At 65.2% G+C, this 14,912-nt stretch carries 13 protein-coding genes; 5 read left to right on the top strand and 8 right to left on the bottom strand.

Going from position 1 to position 14,912, the window contains the following annotated elements; all coding sequences use genetic code 11:
- Positions 1-9 precede the first annotated feature (9 nt).
- Genes asnB through P8Y39_03820 form a run of 7 tightly spaced genes read right to left on the bottom strand, consistent with a single transcriptional unit; the run spans position 10 to position 8,092 of the window.
- Positions 10-1,527, bottom strand: coding sequence for an asparagine synthase B (gene asnB, locus P8Y39_03850; GenBank protein ID MEJ2191469.1), 1,518 nt, complete (start codon positions 1,525-1,527; stop codon positions 10-12).
- 13 nt (positions 1,528-1,540) lie between these two features.
- Entirely contained in the window at positions 1,541-2,818 is a 1,278-nt protein-coding gene (locus tag P8Y39_03845) for a class I SAM-dependent methyltransferase (protein ID MEJ2191468.1), read from the bottom strand.
- A complete protein-coding gene (locus tag P8Y39_03840; GenBank protein MEJ2191467.1) occupies positions 2,815-3,498 on the bottom strand; it encodes a corrinoid protein in 684 nt (227 codons plus the stop codon). Before P8Y39_03840 ends, P8Y39_03845 begins: the two co-directional genes overlap by 4 nt.
- Positions 3,495-5,057 (bottom strand): trimethylamine methyltransferase family protein, encoded by a 1,563-nt coding sequence (locus P8Y39_03835; protein MEJ2191466.1) that lies wholly within the window; start codon positions 5,055-5,057, stop codon positions 3,495-3,497. The genes P8Y39_03840 and P8Y39_03835 overlap by 4 nt, the downstream gene beginning before the upstream one ends.
- A complete protein-coding gene (locus tag P8Y39_03830) occupies positions 5,050-5,874 on the bottom strand; it encodes a dihydropteroate synthase (protein ID MEJ2191465.1) in 825 nt (274 codons plus the stop codon). The genes P8Y39_03835 and P8Y39_03830 overlap by 8 nt, the downstream gene beginning before the upstream one ends.
- A 3-nt stretch (positions 5,875-5,877) precedes the next feature.
- Positions 5,878-7,374: a trimethylamine methyltransferase family protein gene (locus tag P8Y39_03825; GenBank protein MEJ2191464.1), complete on the bottom strand. Its 1,497-nt coding sequence runs from the start codon at positions 7,372-7,374 to the stop codon at positions 5,878-5,880.
- Between the two features lie 16 nt (positions 7,375-7,390).
- Complete coding sequence (locus P8Y39_03820; GenBank protein ID MEJ2191463.1) at positions 7,391-8,092, bottom strand: vitamin B12 dependent-methionine synthase activation domain-containing protein; 702 nt, start codon at positions 8,090-8,092, stop codon at positions 7,391-7,393.
- 454 nt (positions 8,093-8,546) lie between these two features.
- On the opposite strand from P8Y39_03820, the gene mgtE reads away from it, so the two are divergent.
- The 4 genes from mgtE to holA all read left to right on the top strand — a co-directional run bounded on the left by mgtE (position 8,547) and on the right by holA (position 13,952).
- On the top strand, positions 8,547-9,902 hold the full coding sequence (gene mgtE / locus P8Y39_03815) for a magnesium transporter (protein ID MEJ2191462.1): 1,356 nt from the start codon (positions 8,547-8,549) through the stop codon (positions 9,900-9,902).
- Between the two features lie 160 nt (positions 9,903-10,062).
- Positions 10,063-12,582: a leucine--tRNA ligase gene (gene leuS / locus P8Y39_03810; GenBank protein MEJ2191461.1), complete on the top strand. Its 2,520-nt coding sequence runs from the start codon at positions 10,063-10,065 to the stop codon at positions 12,580-12,582.
- A 3-nt stretch (positions 12,583-12,585) separates the two neighbouring features.
- Positions 12,586-13,086, top strand: a complete 501-nt coding sequence (lptE, locus tag P8Y39_03805; GenBank protein MEJ2191460.1) for an LPS assembly lipoprotein LptE — start codon at positions 12,586-12,588, stop codon at positions 13,084-13,086.
- A gap of 2 nt (positions 13,087-13,088) precedes the next feature.
- A complete protein-coding gene (holA, locus tag P8Y39_03800; protein ID MEJ2191459.1) occupies positions 13,089-13,952 on the top strand; it encodes a DNA polymerase III subunit delta in 864 nt (287 codons plus the stop codon).
- On the opposite strand, the gene rpsT is transcribed toward holA, so the two are convergent.
- Complete coding sequence (gene rpsT / locus P8Y39_03795; protein MEJ2191458.1) at positions 13,933-14,223, bottom strand: 30S ribosomal protein S20; 291 nt, start codon at positions 14,221-14,223, stop codon at positions 13,933-13,935. The two genes, holA and rpsT, sit on opposite strands and share 20 nt — an antisense overlap.
- 161 nt (positions 14,224-14,384) lie before the next feature.
- Here rpsT and P8Y39_03790 point away from each other — a divergent pair.
- Positions 14,385-14,912, top strand: a 528-nt coding sequence (locus P8Y39_03790) for a hypothetical protein (GenBank protein ID MEJ2191457.1), incomplete at its 3' end; no start/stop codon positions are given.

Genomic DNA, 14,912 nt, shown 5'->3' with positions numbered 1-14,912 from the left:
GGCGCTCCACTAGAGGGAGCAGGAAATCTCCGGAGGGCGCTCCGCCCAGCGGCCCACGTTCCTGAGGACGGGCCCGGGGTTGGGGAAGGCCTCCATGAAGAGCCTGTGGTAGAAGCACTCCTCGGGGGAGCGCAGGAAGGTCTCGGGCCACTTCTGCCGGTACGCCTCGGCCTGGGCCTCGCTCATCGTCCCGGCGAGGCTTTCCTCGAGCAGGTCCACCGCCCCGCTTCCCTCGTCGAACTGCTCCTTCTTCCGCCAGATGATCTCCCGGGGCAGGAGGTCCTCGAAGGCCTTCCTCAGTATCCACTTCTCCACCGGGGGCTCCCCCCTCAGCTTGTGCCGGGCGGGAATGCGCATCCCCAGCTCTATCATGGCCAGGTCCAGGAAGGGGACCCTTCCTTCGATGGACTGGGCCATGGTCATGCGGTCCACCCGCTGGAGGTTGACGTTGTGCAGTGCGGAGACCGAGCGGCGGAGCTCGCCGTGCAGGAGGCCGTCGGCCTCGATGCCCTTGTAGTACGTGTAGCCGGCGAACAGCTCGTCCGCGCCCTCCCCGGTGAGGATGACCTTGACGTGCTCGGCGGCCAGCCTCGAGGTGAAGTAGCAGGGAAACCCGCTGCGCACCAGGTCCTGGTCGAAGGACTCCAGGGAGTAGATGATGCCCGGGAGGCTTTCCCTGAGCTCATGGGCGGTAAGGATGTACTCGTGGTGAATGGTGCCCAGGTGGCGCGAGACCGTGCGCGCGGCCTCCAGGTCCCTGCTTCCCTCGATGCCCACGGAGAAGGTGTGCAGCTCATCCAGGTGTTTTCTGGCCAGGGCGCAGATGATGCTGCTGTCCAGGCCCCCCGAAAGGAACGCCCCGACGGGGACGTCGCTCATCAGGCGCTTTACCACGGCCCTCTCCAGGGTCTCCCTGAGCTCCTGCACGTGCTCCCCCAGTGCCCTGTCCTCCGCCGGGATGTCCGGCACCGTGTAGAACCTGCGGAAACCCTCCCCGGAGTGAAAGACCGTGCCCGGCGGGAACTCCTCGACCTCCTCGCAGAAGGAGGCCAGGGCTCGGAGCTCGGATGCAAAGCAGAGGCCCTTCCCGTTTCTGCCCAGGTAGAGGGGCTTGATGCCGATGGGGTCGCGGGCGGCCACCAGGTGGGGGCCGTCGGCTATGACAAAGGCGTACATGCCGTCCAGGTGCTCCACCACGCGCGTGCCGTGCTCCTCGTAAAGATGCAGAATGGCCTCGCTGTCGCTGGTGGTGCGCAGCCGGTGCCTCCCGGCCAGGGCGGGCCTCAGCGCGGGGAAATTGTAAATCTCGCCGTTTGCCACGATGGCCATGGTGCGGTCTTCGTTATGGATGGGCTGGTTTCCGCCTTCGGGGTCCATGATGCTGAGTCTCCTGTGGCCGAGCACGCCGTGGCCGCCGGGGGAGACGAACAGCCCCTCTGCGTCCGGGCCCCGGTGCGCCAGCAGGCCCATCATCTCCCTGACCGTGTCCTCCTGGACGTCTCCCCACATCCCCGATATGCCGCACATGTCTTTTTTCTCCTTATTTCCTTACCGTTATCACGCCGGCGAAGCCGTGCCCCGTGCCCTCCCCCGACTGAAGCTCCATCTCCAGCCGCCTCAGGGCGTAAGCAAGCTGGGGCTCGATGATGTTCGCCCGGGCGTCCCCCGGGAGGTCCCCGGTCGTCTCCACGACCCGCTCCATGGTCGAAACGGCCCGCCGGAGAGGCTCGGGATAAAACTTGTACAGGTCCGGAGAGGCCGCCGCGCCCTTGCCCCCTTCGCCGCCGAAGGCCGAGAGAAACTCGATGACGTGCACCACCAGGGCGTTCCAGGCCAGGAAGAACTTCTCGAAATACGCGTTCAGGGCGGGAAACCCGTTCCGGGGATGGTAGTCCATCAGGAGGGCCGTGAGGTCCGTGCGCGTGTTGGGCTCCAGGAGGGAATTCACCGCCTGCCTGACGGCCGGGCAGTGCCTGTTGTACTCGGCCGTATCCATGTGCCGCCCCACGAAGATGGACCGGTCGAAGAACCGCTCCACCTCCAGAGTCACGCCGGAGAGGCGGCCGGCCTCCTCCACCACCGCCAGGGCGTCGGCCCGAGAGAGCAGCCTCAGGGGAAAGGACTGTATCTCCACCTGGCTCCGTTCCTCCGGCGGATAGATGTAGGATATCCTGTAATCCATGAAGTAATCGTCCCCGCCGGCCTCCGTCCAGAGGTCCTGCCATTCGTAGGAGTAGCGTCCCAGCCAGTCCAGAACCACCAGGGCCCCCGGGGCCGCGTGACGCGCTATGTCGGCCAGAAGCCGCACCGTCTGCTCCGTCGTGAAATGGGAGACGGTCCCGTAGGAGGTGAAGTACACGTCGTAGGGAGCGTCCCTCCCCAGGCGAAGCCCCGCGGAGAAGTCCCCGGCTTCGAAGGCGATGCGCTCGTCCCCGCCGTAATACTCCGAGGCCTCGGCGATGAGGTCGAGGTTGATGTCTATCCCTTTGTACAGGCCCAGCATCTTCTTGTCCATCAGCTCCACGGCGTATTCGTACAGGCCGGGTTCCTTGGCGGTCACGCCGGTGAGCAGGTCATACCCGTCGCCGACGCCGCATCCGAGGTCCAGCACCCGGAGCCGCTCGAGCCTCCGGGCCTTGGCGTCCACGATGTCCTTGAGGTACGACCTCAGGAAAAGGCGCGTGACCTCGTCCTCCCAGAAGCGCCGGACGTTGTCGTACTTGCCGGCCAGGCCGGTCCGCTTCGCGTACTGGCCGGTGCCCGCCGCCTCGGAGTATGGGGCCTGCTTCTTCTCGATGCTCCCCCTGTGGTGGCTCACGCCGCCTGCTCCCCCGTGTAGTCCACGGCCTGGAAGGCGTCGGCGCAGTGCACATCGGCCCCTATCTTCTGGGCGAACTCCGGGGAGGTGGGCGCGCCGCCGACGAGCACCTTCACGGTGTCCCTCATGCCCGCGCTCTCCAGGGACCGGATGACGTTTTCCATCTCCCGCATGGTCGTGGTCAGAAGCGCGGAGAGCCCCAGGAAGCGGGGGCCGTGCTCCCGGACGGCCTGGACGATCTTCTCCGTGGGGACGTCGGTCCCCAGGTCCACTATTTCGTAGCCCGCGCCCTTGAGCATGATGGAGACGATGTTCTTGCCGATGTCGTGCAGGTCCCCCTTCACCGTGGCGATGAGAAAGCGGCCCTTGCTCTGCACCCCCGCCCCTTCCAGGTGCGGGGCCAGGATGTCCATGGCCTCCCCCACCGCCTCGGCCGAGGCCAGCATGTCGGGTATCAGGTACCGGCCGCTCTCGAAATACCCGCCCACGGCGTTCATGCCGCCGGTCAGGCCGTCTATGATGAGGGCCTTCAGGTCCGCCTCCCTGTCGATGGCCTCCTCCACAAGCTCCACCGTGGCGGGCTCGCCTTCGAAGCCCTCGTCGAAGCCCTCGTCCTCGGCGGTCACCCTTCCCTGGATGACGTTGGTCCGTATTTTCTCTATGAGTTCTGCTTCGCTCATCGGTTTCCCTCCTTGATCATTTCCTCGCGCGCATCCTCCCGGAGCCTCCCGAGGATGCCCGGCACACCCTCGAAAACGGCGTCCTTGACCTCCCCGGGCAATGCCCTCACGGGGCGGCTCCAGAGCTCCTCCAGCCGGGCCAGGGCCTTCTCTATGACCCCGTCGGTGCCGTCCGCCCCCTCGAAGGGATAATGCGCGTACACGCTCCCGTCCCGGAGGCCCCGCCTGACAAACCGCACGTAGAGTTTCTGCCTCGAGGCCATGACCTTCCGTATCTGCTCCAGGGAGGCCCCTATGTCTTCCTCCGAGACCCGGGGGCTCTCCAGGAACATCTTGACCATCCCGATGTGCTGGTTGTCCAGGACCGCCTGCACCGGGCAGAAGACGTTCGTCCTCTCCAGAAGCCCGAAGGCATAGTGGATGTACTGCGCGCCGCTCATGGCCACCGGGAGGTAGGTGAAGATTTTCTCCAGGGTGGCCTGCATCCCGGGCACCGAGGAGTCTCCCACCCCGGCGGTGGAGTAGCACGGCACGCCGTAGTGGCGGGCCATCTGAACGCAGTCGACGTTATACCGGTTGAACTCCGGCGCGCCGTACATGTCATGGAGGTTGTCCATCCGGGAGCGGACGGGGACGCTGCCGTAGACGACGGGCGCGCCCGGGTTGACCATCTGCGAAAGGGCGATGCCCGAGAGAATCTCGGCGTTTATCTGGGCCACCATGCCCGCCTCCTGCACGGGGGCCGTCGAGCCCCCCTGCGGAGAGCTCGACACCACGAAAGGCACCTCCCGGCGCGCGAACTCGATGAGTTTCTGCGTGGCGTCGTCCACCATCTGAAGGGGGCTTTTCACCGTGCAGGTGATGAAGGAGACGACGGGGTTGTCCTTGAGGGCCTCCTTGCCCCCGGCTATGAGCTCGGCCATCCTGAGGACGTTGTCCAGCTGAGAGAGGCTGGTGAGGCCCGCCATCACGTGCTTCGTGGTGTTCGCCAGGGAGGCGTAGAACTTGTTGACGTCGTGGTTTTGCTCCGTGATGTCCTCGTCCTGAACGTTCACCGGCCGGATGAAGAAGTCCAGGTGCTCGAGCTGCTCGGCCAGGCGGGCCGCCCGGGCCAGGCGAGCGACCGTCCCCCGCCGCTCGGTAAAGACCGCAAGCCGCCTCCTCCGGGACGGGTCTTCCTCGCTCCGGAAAGTCTCCATGTGGGCGTCCAGCCAGATGTTGGTCTCCGAGCCGCTCCCGAAGTACACGCGGGGCAGCCGGGCGTCCAGCACAAGGGCGTTTCTGGGGTCCCGGGCGCCGAGCTTCACCCGCGAGGGCGCCCGCTTGACCGCCTCGCCCAGGACGGCGCCGGGTATCTTCACCCTGAAGGAGCGCTCGTCCTCCCGTGTGACCGCACAGCCGTTTCGCGCGAAAACGTCCGCCGCCTCGTCGTTGAAGCACTGAAGGCCCACCTCATCGAGAATGCTCCGGGAGGCCCTGTCCAGCCGTTCGCGCTCCTCCCCGGACAGCCTCTCAAAGGGGCTCCGCACGACCACTCCCTGCCTGAATCCCTCACCCATGGACTTTCTCCCTCCTCTCCGCCGCGCGCCGCGCCGCCCGGGCGTACCGCCTGCAGTGGCGGTCCCGGCCGAGCAGGGCCTCTCCCGCCTGCACGGAAAGCATGAGGTCCCCCTGCAAGGGGTTGACGATGAGGGCGTCCACCTCCAGGTACTGGGCCATGTGCAGCATGGCCTGGTTGACGAGCCCCCGCCGGGGAAGCCCGAAGGAGACGTTGCTCAGGGCCAGCACCGTCCGGGCCCCGGGAAACTCTCTCTTTATCCCCGCAAGGGTCTCCAGGGTGGTCTTCCCCCCGGTTATGTCGGTGCTCACCGGCATCACCAGGGGGTCGAAATAGATATTGCCGGCGGGCACGCCGTGCTCCTCGGCCCCCCGGAGGAGCTTCTCGCACGCCCGGAGCCGCGAGGCCGCGTCCCTGGGTATGCCGGATGCGTCCATGGCCAGGGCCACGACCGGCAAGCCGGCTTCGCCCACCAGGGGCATGACCTCCGCCATGTTCTCCTCCGTGGCCTTGACGGAATTGACCAGGGCCGCGCTCTCCCCGCCGGCCTCCAGGCCCGCCCTGAGGACGCGGACATCCGCGCTGTCTATGCAGAGCCCGGCCCCCGTGGCCTCCTTTACCAGGCCCACGAGCCACTGGATGTCCTGTATCTCGTCCTCGGCCGTCCCCTCGCCCGTGCCCACGTTGATGTCCACGACGTCGGCCCCCGCCTCCACCTGGCGCACCGCCAGGTCCACCAGGGCCTTGCCGTCGTGCTCCAGTATCAGGTCCCTGATGCGCGGGATGGTTCCGTTTATGTTCTCGCCGATAATACGCATGCCTTAGATAACTCCCCGCACGAGTCCCGGTATCTCCTCGCGCACGCGCTCCATGAGAGAAACCGGCGGCACGGGGGTTGCCGGCCCGGACAGGACCTCCCGCACCCTCTGGAGAGCCTTTGCCCGCGTGTCCGGGGCGCCTCTGTCGAGCCACTCCTTCCGGGGGCTCCGGTCGCAGAGCCCGGGGAGGAACTGCTCATGGCGCATGTGCTTCCTGGTGTGCCGCACCGAGACGTAATGCCCGCCGGGGCCTATCTTCTTCATGACGTCGAAGGCCAGGGTCTCGGGGGTGACCTCGATGCCCTTGACCGCGCGCATCGCCATGCCCAGGATCTCGTCGTCGATGACGTATTTCTCCAGGCTCGCCGTCATGCAGAACTCAAGCAGCCCGGCCGCGTCGTGGATGTAATTGCCCCCGGCAAGGGCCACCATGAGGTTGGTGACGGCGGACTCGAAGCCGGCCTGGGCGTCCAGCGTCTTGCTGTCGGACATCCCGGCCGTGGCATAGATGGGCAGGTCGTAGTACTGGGCAAGCTGGGAGGCCGCGGCGTTCATGAGGCCCATCTCCACCGCCCCGCTCAGGTACTTGAGGTCCTTCATGTCGCTGATGCTCGATATGCACCCGTACATGGCCGGCGTGCCGGGGTTGGCAAGCTGGGTGAGCATGATGCCGGCCAGGGTGTCGACGTTCTGAACGACCAGGTTGCCCGCCAGGGTGATGGGCGCGGTGGCCCCGCACAGAGGCTCCACGGGGGTGATGACCGGGATGCCCGCGCGGGCCACCTCCAGGGTGAGCTCGCTGTAACGGTCGTCCAGGACAAAGGGGCTGATGCCGCAGCAGGTGACCATGGAGACCAGGGGCCTCTCCCTCAACCGGCGGGCGGAGCCGGCCAGTATTTCGGCCATGCGGATGACCTCGCGGACCCCCTTCACCGTATAGACGCCCCCGGTGACGTGCTTGCCCTGGTAGGCCAGGGCGGCGCCGAAACGGTTGACGTCCACGTGCTCCTCGGGCACGTCGCCGGGGTAGACCGGGAGCATGAAGAAATGGATGTTCTCCAGGGTGTCCACAAGCCGGGCGATGTCCCTGAGGTCCGAAAGGGTCGCCCTTCTCTTCTCGTTGCCGCCGGGTTCGAGGACATACAGGGCCGTCCCCCCCGTGCCCGCATAGACACGCGTGCCGCCCACCTCCAGGGTGTGCTCGGGCCGCTGCCCGTACAGGTCTATGTTCCTGGGCGCCCTGCCCACGAGGTCCATGACCCTGTGGGCGGCGATTTTCACAAGGGCCTCTTCCCTGTCCACGCGGGCGCCGGCCGCGGCGAAGAGCTCCAGGGCCTCCCCGTTGTTCACCCTGATGCCCACCTCTTCGAAAACGCGCATGCTGGCATCGTGAATCTGCCGGACGTCCTCGTCCGAAAGGGGGCGATACACGCCGCCCGGAAGGCCCTTGGCGGCGGAACCCCTTTTCGTCTCCCGTGTTATTCCGCTTATGGTTTTCATAGCCTCCCCCTCGTGTTCAGGCGCGCCGCATCCGGCACGTGCGAAGATTGCACAGCACGCACGGGTTTGCCGCGCCTCTGGTGGTTTCCTCCCGGTCCCCCAGGCCGAAGATGCCCGTAACCGACTTCCGGGGGTTCATGAGGGCCGTCTCGCTCAGCGTCACACCCACCAGCGAGCCATCAACGATATCGAAGAGCTTTCTCTGTTCCTCTACCCGCCAGTCGCAGTACCCGGGGCTGAACCGGAGTGTCACGCCCTGCCCTCTTTCCGCCGCCTCTTCGTCCCGAAAGCGCTGAAACCTCTCCACAACGCCCTCCGCCGCGGCCGAGCCGATAGCATCCAGGACACTGGCGTCGGCAATCCTTCCCGCCTCAAGGGCCTCCTCGACGAGGGCGTCCATGCCCGGCCCCACCGTGGCCAGAAAGACCACCGCCCGCCGGCAGCCCGAAAGGGAAGCGGCCAGCTTTGGGCTTGCCAGGCGCACCCCGTCCTCCAGGCGGACCGCGCCCCGTGCGGCCTCGCTGACCTGCCTCTCGGCGAAGAGAACCCGGGGCTCCATGACCTCGCGAGCGCGCCCCGCGAGCCGCTCTACCAGGGCCTGCGTACGCCGCGAGGGCCTGCTTCCGTGCGCATCTCCCAAAAGACGATAGACCTCCCCGGACCGCACCCCGGAGGGAGCCTCGAGAAGCCCTGTATCCTGTGTCCCGGTGTCTCTCATGGTTTCCTTCAATTCCATCTCCGTAAAGAACAAAATGCCCTCGTTACCACATGCACGGCATCGTGAAAAAAACCCCCCCGATTATTAATCAATTGTTGAAATTAGTGTGCGGGCGGAGAAGCGGCGCTAAGGGTACTGGTAATAGATGAGCAAGGCCTCGGTGACAAGCATTTTGCATTATAACAGAACGGGGGCGAGAAGTAAAACTTTGAGGCCCCGCAACGAGGGCGGAGAACGCCGAAAACCCTTGTGGGACAAGGTTTTGCAAGGCATCACCTGAAAAAAGAATAAGGGCCTTGACCGGCACTGCCTGCGGCCCTCGGAGAGGCGGCACGAAACCGCCGCTCGCCGGCTCCGTGCCGCCGGGCCGAAGACATGGCGGACGTGGAAATTCCATTCCGTTCGCAACCCTTTGCCCTTATGCTACAATGACCGAAACCCGCGGGAGGGCGGCATGGCCGAGGACCTCGAGCTGAAGAAATCCAGGATCCGCGAGCTCATAACGGGGCGGCGGTACGCCGACCTCCGGGCCACCCTTACCGAAATGCCGCCGCCGGACCTCTCGGACCTGCTGCTGGACATGGAGAGGTCCGAACGCCTCCTCCTGTTCCGCTTTCTGCCCCGGGAGCTGGCCACGGAGGTCTTCTCCCACATGGACGCGCCGGCCAAGGACGTCCTGCTGGAGTCGCTCACCGACAGCGAGGCCCGGCGCCTCCTGGCCACCCTGAGCCCGGACGACCGGACCCACTTCCTCGAGGAGGTCCCCGGGCTGGCGATACAGCGCCTCCTGAACCTGCTCAGCCACAACGACTTCCGCGAGGCCATGCAGCTGCTGGGCTACCCCGAGGAGAGCGTGGGCCGCCTGATGACCCCGGATTACGTGGCGGTCAGGCCCGACTGGACCATCGAACAGGCCCTGACGCACATCAGAAAGAAGGGCATCGAGAGCGAGACCATAAACATCATCTATGTGACCGACCGCTCCTGGAAGCTCCTGGACGCCCTGGAGCTGAAGAAGCTCATCCTGGCGGCGCCGACCGGCACCGTGGAGTCCCTCATGGACTACTCCTTCACCGCCCTGCCAGCCGATGCCGACCGGGAAGCGGCCGTGCAGGTCATCGCCCGGTACGACCTGGTGGCCCTGCCGGTGGTGGACTCCCAGGGCGTGCTCCTGGGCATCGTCACCGTCGACGACGTCCTGGACGTTGCCGAGCAGGAGGCGACGGAAGACTTCCACCGGACGGCTGCGGTGGAGCCCCTGAGGGGAAGCTACAGGGAAAGCGGGGTGTGGCTCCTCGTCCGAAAGCGCATCGGCTGGCTCCTTTTTCTCATCGTCATCAACCTCGTGGCCTCCGGCATCATCGCGGCCCACGAGGAGATACTGGCCGCGGCCATCGCCCTGGCCTTCTTCATGCCGCTTCTGAGTGCGGCGGGCGGAAACGTGGGCGCCCAGTCGGCCACCATCGTCATCAGGGCCCAGGCCACCGGGGACATCAAGCTCGGCCAGTGGCTTATCACCGTGGCCAAGGAGCTCCGGGTGGGAGTGTTCCTCGGCATGATGATGGCGGCCGTCGCCTGGTTCGTCGGCCTCATCTACGGCGGGCCACAGGTGGCCCTGGTGGTGGCCCTGTCCATGCTCTGCAACGTTCTTTTCATAAACGTCCTGGCGGCGGTCATGCCCTTTGTGCTCACACGGCTGGGCCTGGACCCGGCGGCGGCCTCCGGCCCCCTCATAACCTCGATGGCGGACCCCATCAGCCTGCTCGTCTATTTCTCCATGGCCGCCTTCCTCCTGCACTTGCATACCTAGGGAAAAGGCGGCCCTTCCAGGGAACCGGGGTTCCTTGTTTTATGCTATCTTAAAGTCCTGGGCCGCCGCCCCGGCCGCCCCGGGACGGCGGGGGCCTCGCCTTGTCCCGGGCGGAGGGCGGGGGATATAATAAATGTCATTTCCCCGAGGAGGCGTGCCGGTGGAGGAAAGGTACGTGCCCGAGCGGGTCGAGCTCAAGTGGCAGGAGCGCTGGGCCCGCGAGGACGCTTACAGGACCCGCCAGGAAAAGGGCAGGGAGAAGTTCTACTGCCTGGAGATGTTCCCCTACCCTTCGGGGAAGATCCACATGGGCCATGTGCGCAACTACGCCATCGGGGACGTCATCGCCCGGTACAAGACGATGCAGGGCTACAACGTGCTGCACCCCATGGGTTGGGACGCCTTCGGCCTTCCCGCCGAAAACGCCGCCATCAAGGAAGGCGTCCGGCCGGCCGCCTGGACCTACGAGAACATCGCCTCCATGAAAAAGCAGCTCACCCGCCTGGGCCTGAGCTACGACTGGCGGAGAGAGGTCGCCACCTGCAGTCCCGAGTACTACAGGTGGAACCAGTGGTTTTTCGTCAAGATGTTCGAAAGCGGCCTGGCCTACCGGAAGAGCTCCTTCGTCAACTGGTGCCCTTCCTGCGGCACCGTGCTTGCCAACGAGCAGGTCATCGAGGGCAGGTGCTGGCGCTGCGAGCATGAGGTGCTGCAGAAGGAGCTGGAGCAGTGGTTCCTGCGCACCTCGGCCTACGCCGAGGAGCTTCTGGAGGCGTGCGACACGCTCAAGGGCTGGCCCGAGAGCGTCGTGGCCATGCAGCGCAACTGGATTGGAAAAAGCGACGGCCTGGAGGCGGACTTCGCCCTGGAGGGCCGGAAGGAGAAGCTCCGCATATTCACCACCCGTGCGGACACCCTCTTCGGCGTGACGTTCATGTGTCTTGCCCCGGGGCACGAGATGGCCGAAAAGCTCCTCCGGGACAAGGAGGCCCTCCAGAGGGTGAAGGAGCACTACGGGGACCCGACGAAGAAAGTGGGGCTTTTTACCGGCCACTACGCCGTAAACCCCGTAAACGGCGAGAAAGTGCCCGTATACGTGGCCAACTTCGTCCTCATGGAGTACGGCACGGGGGCCGTCATGTCGGTGCCGGCCCACGACCAGAGGGATTTCGAGTTCGCCCGGGAGTACGGCATCCCCGTCAAGGAGGTCGTGGTCCCGGAGGACGGCGAAAAGAGCACCGGGCCTCTGGAAGAGGCCTTCGAGGACTACGGCGTCCTGGTGGACTCGGGCCGGTACAGCAGGATGAAGAGCGAGGAGGCCCGCTGGGCCATAGCCGAAGACCTGGAGCGGAGGGGCCTGGGAGCGAGGGTCGTCACCTACCGCCTCCGCGACTGGGGCATCTCCCGGCAGCGGTACTGGGGCACGCCCATCCCCATTATCTACTGTCCAGAGTGCGGCACGGTCCCGGTGCCGGAGCAGGACCTTCCGGTGCTCCTGCCCGAGGACGTCTCTCCCACCGGAACGGGCGCCTCCCCCCTGGATACCCCCTCCTTCACCGACGTGGCCTGTCCCCGCTGCGGGGAGAAGGCCCGCCGGGAGACCGATACCATGGACACCTTCGTGGACTCCTCGTGGTACTTCATTCGTTATTGCCACCCCGGGGGCGAGGTGGACATGACCTCCACGGAGGTGGCCGAGGAGGTTGCCTACTGGATGCCCGTGGACCAGTACGTGGGTGGGGTGGAGCACGCCGTGCTGCACCTTCTTTACTCCCGCTTCTTCACCCGCGTGGTGCGCGACCTGGGGCTGACCACCATGAGCGAGCCCTTCCTCCGCCTCCTCACCCAGGGGATGGTCTGCAAGGAGACCATGAAATGCCCCGTGCACGGCTGGCTCTTCCCCGCAGAGGTGGGAGCGGGCAAGTGCCTCATGTGCGAGGAGGTCGCCCAGGTGGGCAGGACGGAGAAGATGTCCAAGTCCCGGCGCAACGTGGTGGACCCGGACCATCTCATCGCCCAGTACGGGGCCGACACGGCCCGCCTCTTCTCCCTGTTTGCCGCTCCTCCGGAGAAGGACCTGGAGTGGTCGGACAAGGGGGTGGAGGGCGCTTTCAGGTTCCTCAACCGGGTCTGGAACATGGTGGGCGGAAACCTCGACGGCCTCCGGAAGGCCGAAAGCGCCAGGGCGGCCACGGGGCCCCTTCTGAGGAAGGCCCATCAGAGCATCCGGCGCGTCACCGAGGACATCGAACGGGACTACCACCTGAACACGGCCATCGCCGCCCTCATGGAGCTGGCCAACGAGGCGGGCTCCTTCCAGCCGGCCTCCGAGGAGGACTGGGGCACCCTCCGGTTCGCCCTGGAAACGCTTCTCCGGCTCCTGTGGCCCTTCTCGCCCCATATCGCCGAGGAGCTCTGGGAAGCCCTGGGCAACACCCCCGGGCTCTCGGCCGCGGCGTGGCCCGGGTGGGACGAGGGCCTGGCCCGGGCGGAGGAGGTGGAGCTGGTCATCCAGGTCAACGGAAGAGTGCGCTCCAAGGTCACCGTTCCGGCGGAGCTCTCCGAGGAGCGGCTCAAGAAAATCGCCCTGGAGGATGCCAGGATACGGAGCATCATCGACGGAAAGCCGGTCAAGAGGCTCATCGTCGTCCGGGGCAGGCTCGTCAATGTGGTGCTCTGAGGGATGAAGCGGCGGCGGCGCGCCCGGGCCCTTTTTCTGGCGGGATGTGTCGCGGCGGCCGTGCTTGCGGGCTGCGGCTATTCCGTCCGCCAGACGCCGGGGTTCTCCTCCCTCGCAATCGGGCGGATAGAGAACAACACCCCGGAGCCCCGGCTTGAGGACATCCTTTACGAAGAGCTGGCCCTGGAGCTCTCCCGGAAGGGAATCCGCGTGGAGCGGGGCGCCGGCCACGCCCTCACGGGTTCCATCGACCGGTACGTCCTTCGGGGCCTGGCCGAACGGGAGGGGGTCAACGTGCAGTTCCAGGTGCAGATAACCGGAAACTTCACCCTCCGGGGCCCCGGGGGAGAGGAGCGCCCCATCAGGGGAAGCGGGGCCTTCCTGGTGACCTTCGCCGGGAGGGGCCCGCTCGAGAGCGTCCTGGCAAACAGGGACGAGGCCGTCCGCCGCTCCCTGAGGGACATGGCCCGGGAAATCGTCTGGGACATCGTCCGCACGCCGTGAGCATGGCCCGCTTCCATCAGGAACTGGCAAAGGGCCTCGCCAGTCCGGCCTATCTCCTTTACGCGGAGGACCCCTTCCTCCTCAAGGAGGCCCTCTATGCCGCAAAGAAATCGCTGCCCGGGGAGCAGGTGGACTTTCTCTTTCACGTCTATGACAGGGACGCCCCGGAGGACGCCCCGCCCGTGGAGCACATCGTGGACACCCTCCTGACCGTCTCCCTCATGGGCGGCAGGAAGGTGGTGGCGGTGGAAAACGCCCAGAAGCTCACCGTCCCGGAGACCAAGACCCTCGGGCGCTACCTGGAGCGCCCCTCGCCCGAGGCCGTCCTGATACTCTTGTACGCCGGTTCCCTGAAGCGAGCCGCCAGGGAGGGCTTGAAGGGGCTCAAGCAGATAGCCCTGGACATACGGGAGAGGGACCTTCCCTCCTGGGTGCGGCAGAGGGCCGGGGAGAGGGGGATAGCCCTGACCGGGGACGCGGTGGATTACCTGATAGGCACGGTGGGCCCCGACGCGGGGCTTCTCTCCTCGGAGATAGAAAAGCTCACCCTGGCCGGGAAGAAAACCCTCTCCCGGGAGGACATCGCCGAGCTGGTCAAGGGGGCGGGAGACTATGACGTCTTCGACCTCATTGGCGCCATCGAGAGGCGCGACGAGGCCGGGGCCTTCCGGATATGCCGGGCCCTGAGCCGGACCCAGGAGCCTTACAGCCTGCTGGGGGCCCTGAACTGGCACTTCAGCCGCGTAAAGGCAGCGGAGGCGCGGAAAAGCGCCATCTTCGCCCTGCTGAGCGAAGCGGACCTCCTCATGAAAAGCTCGGGCGCTTATCCGATGGAGTATCTGCTCTTCAGGCTGCTTCGGACGTAAGGGCGCTCGCGCGCCTGGTGAGGCGGGAGACCTTCCGGGAAGCCGTATTCCGATGAAGCACACCCTTGCTGGCCGCGGAGTCTATCTCCTTGATGGCTTCCCGCAGGGAGGCCTCCACCAGCTCCTTGTCCTTCTTCTCGGCAGCCTCCAGGACGCGCTTGGTAAGGGTCTTGATTCTGGACTTCACGCTTCTGTTCCTGAGGTTCCGCTTCTCCGCCTGCCGGCCCCTCTTCTGGACGGACGGCGATTTCTTCGGCTTTGTCGAGGGCAATGTCTCTCCTCCTTGGACGTTTCCGGTGCAAAGATAGTTTTTACCACAGTAAAGGGCGGAAAAGCAAGAGAAAGGCCTGCCGGGTGGCGGTTCGAAGTCAGCGGAAACGCCTTCCGGACGTATTTAAACTCCGCACCATTCTATTTTACACTATTGTACTGATGTTCCATGACATTCTGAGGTACATAACAGAGCACGGAAGTTTCCTTGCCGTTATTCTTGCCTCGGCGGCGACAGGTGTAGCGGCAATAATTTATTGTTGGAGACGATTCCTTTCGTCCCACCCTTTCGAGATAAAAGAAGCGTATGAAAATTATGATTTCCACGAACAGAGGACCTTATCGCATTTCGGGGAGCCGATTAGGGTCCGGTGTCTGGGCGGAGAATGGCACAGGGACAGGGTCAACCTGCTTCTGAAAGCAAGGCGCAAGATGGAGTTGAGGCTGATTAATCTCCGGTTCGTGGAAAAGAAACCATTCGGGCAGGCCACGGACGTAGCCGGAGACATAATTTCAATCAAGGAAGCTCATCTCCCTCAAGAAAAATATTTCTTGGAAGTGACGTGGGTCGACGACAAAAAAGGCGGCAAGGATGGCATATTCAATCCTCCCGTTCGTCTATCCAGAGGCGATATGGTTTTTGTAGAAGTGTACCCCGATATCCATTTCCCTCGGACATGGATATCGGGG

This window comes from Nitrospirota bacterium (genome assembly GCA_037386965.1).
Classification (GTDB): Bacteria; Nitrospirota; Thermodesulfovibrionia; order Thermodesulfovibrionales; family JdFR-86; genus JARRLN01.
Note: the sequence above shows the minus strand (reverse complement) of the source record. Positions and strands in the feature narration are given on the sequence as shown.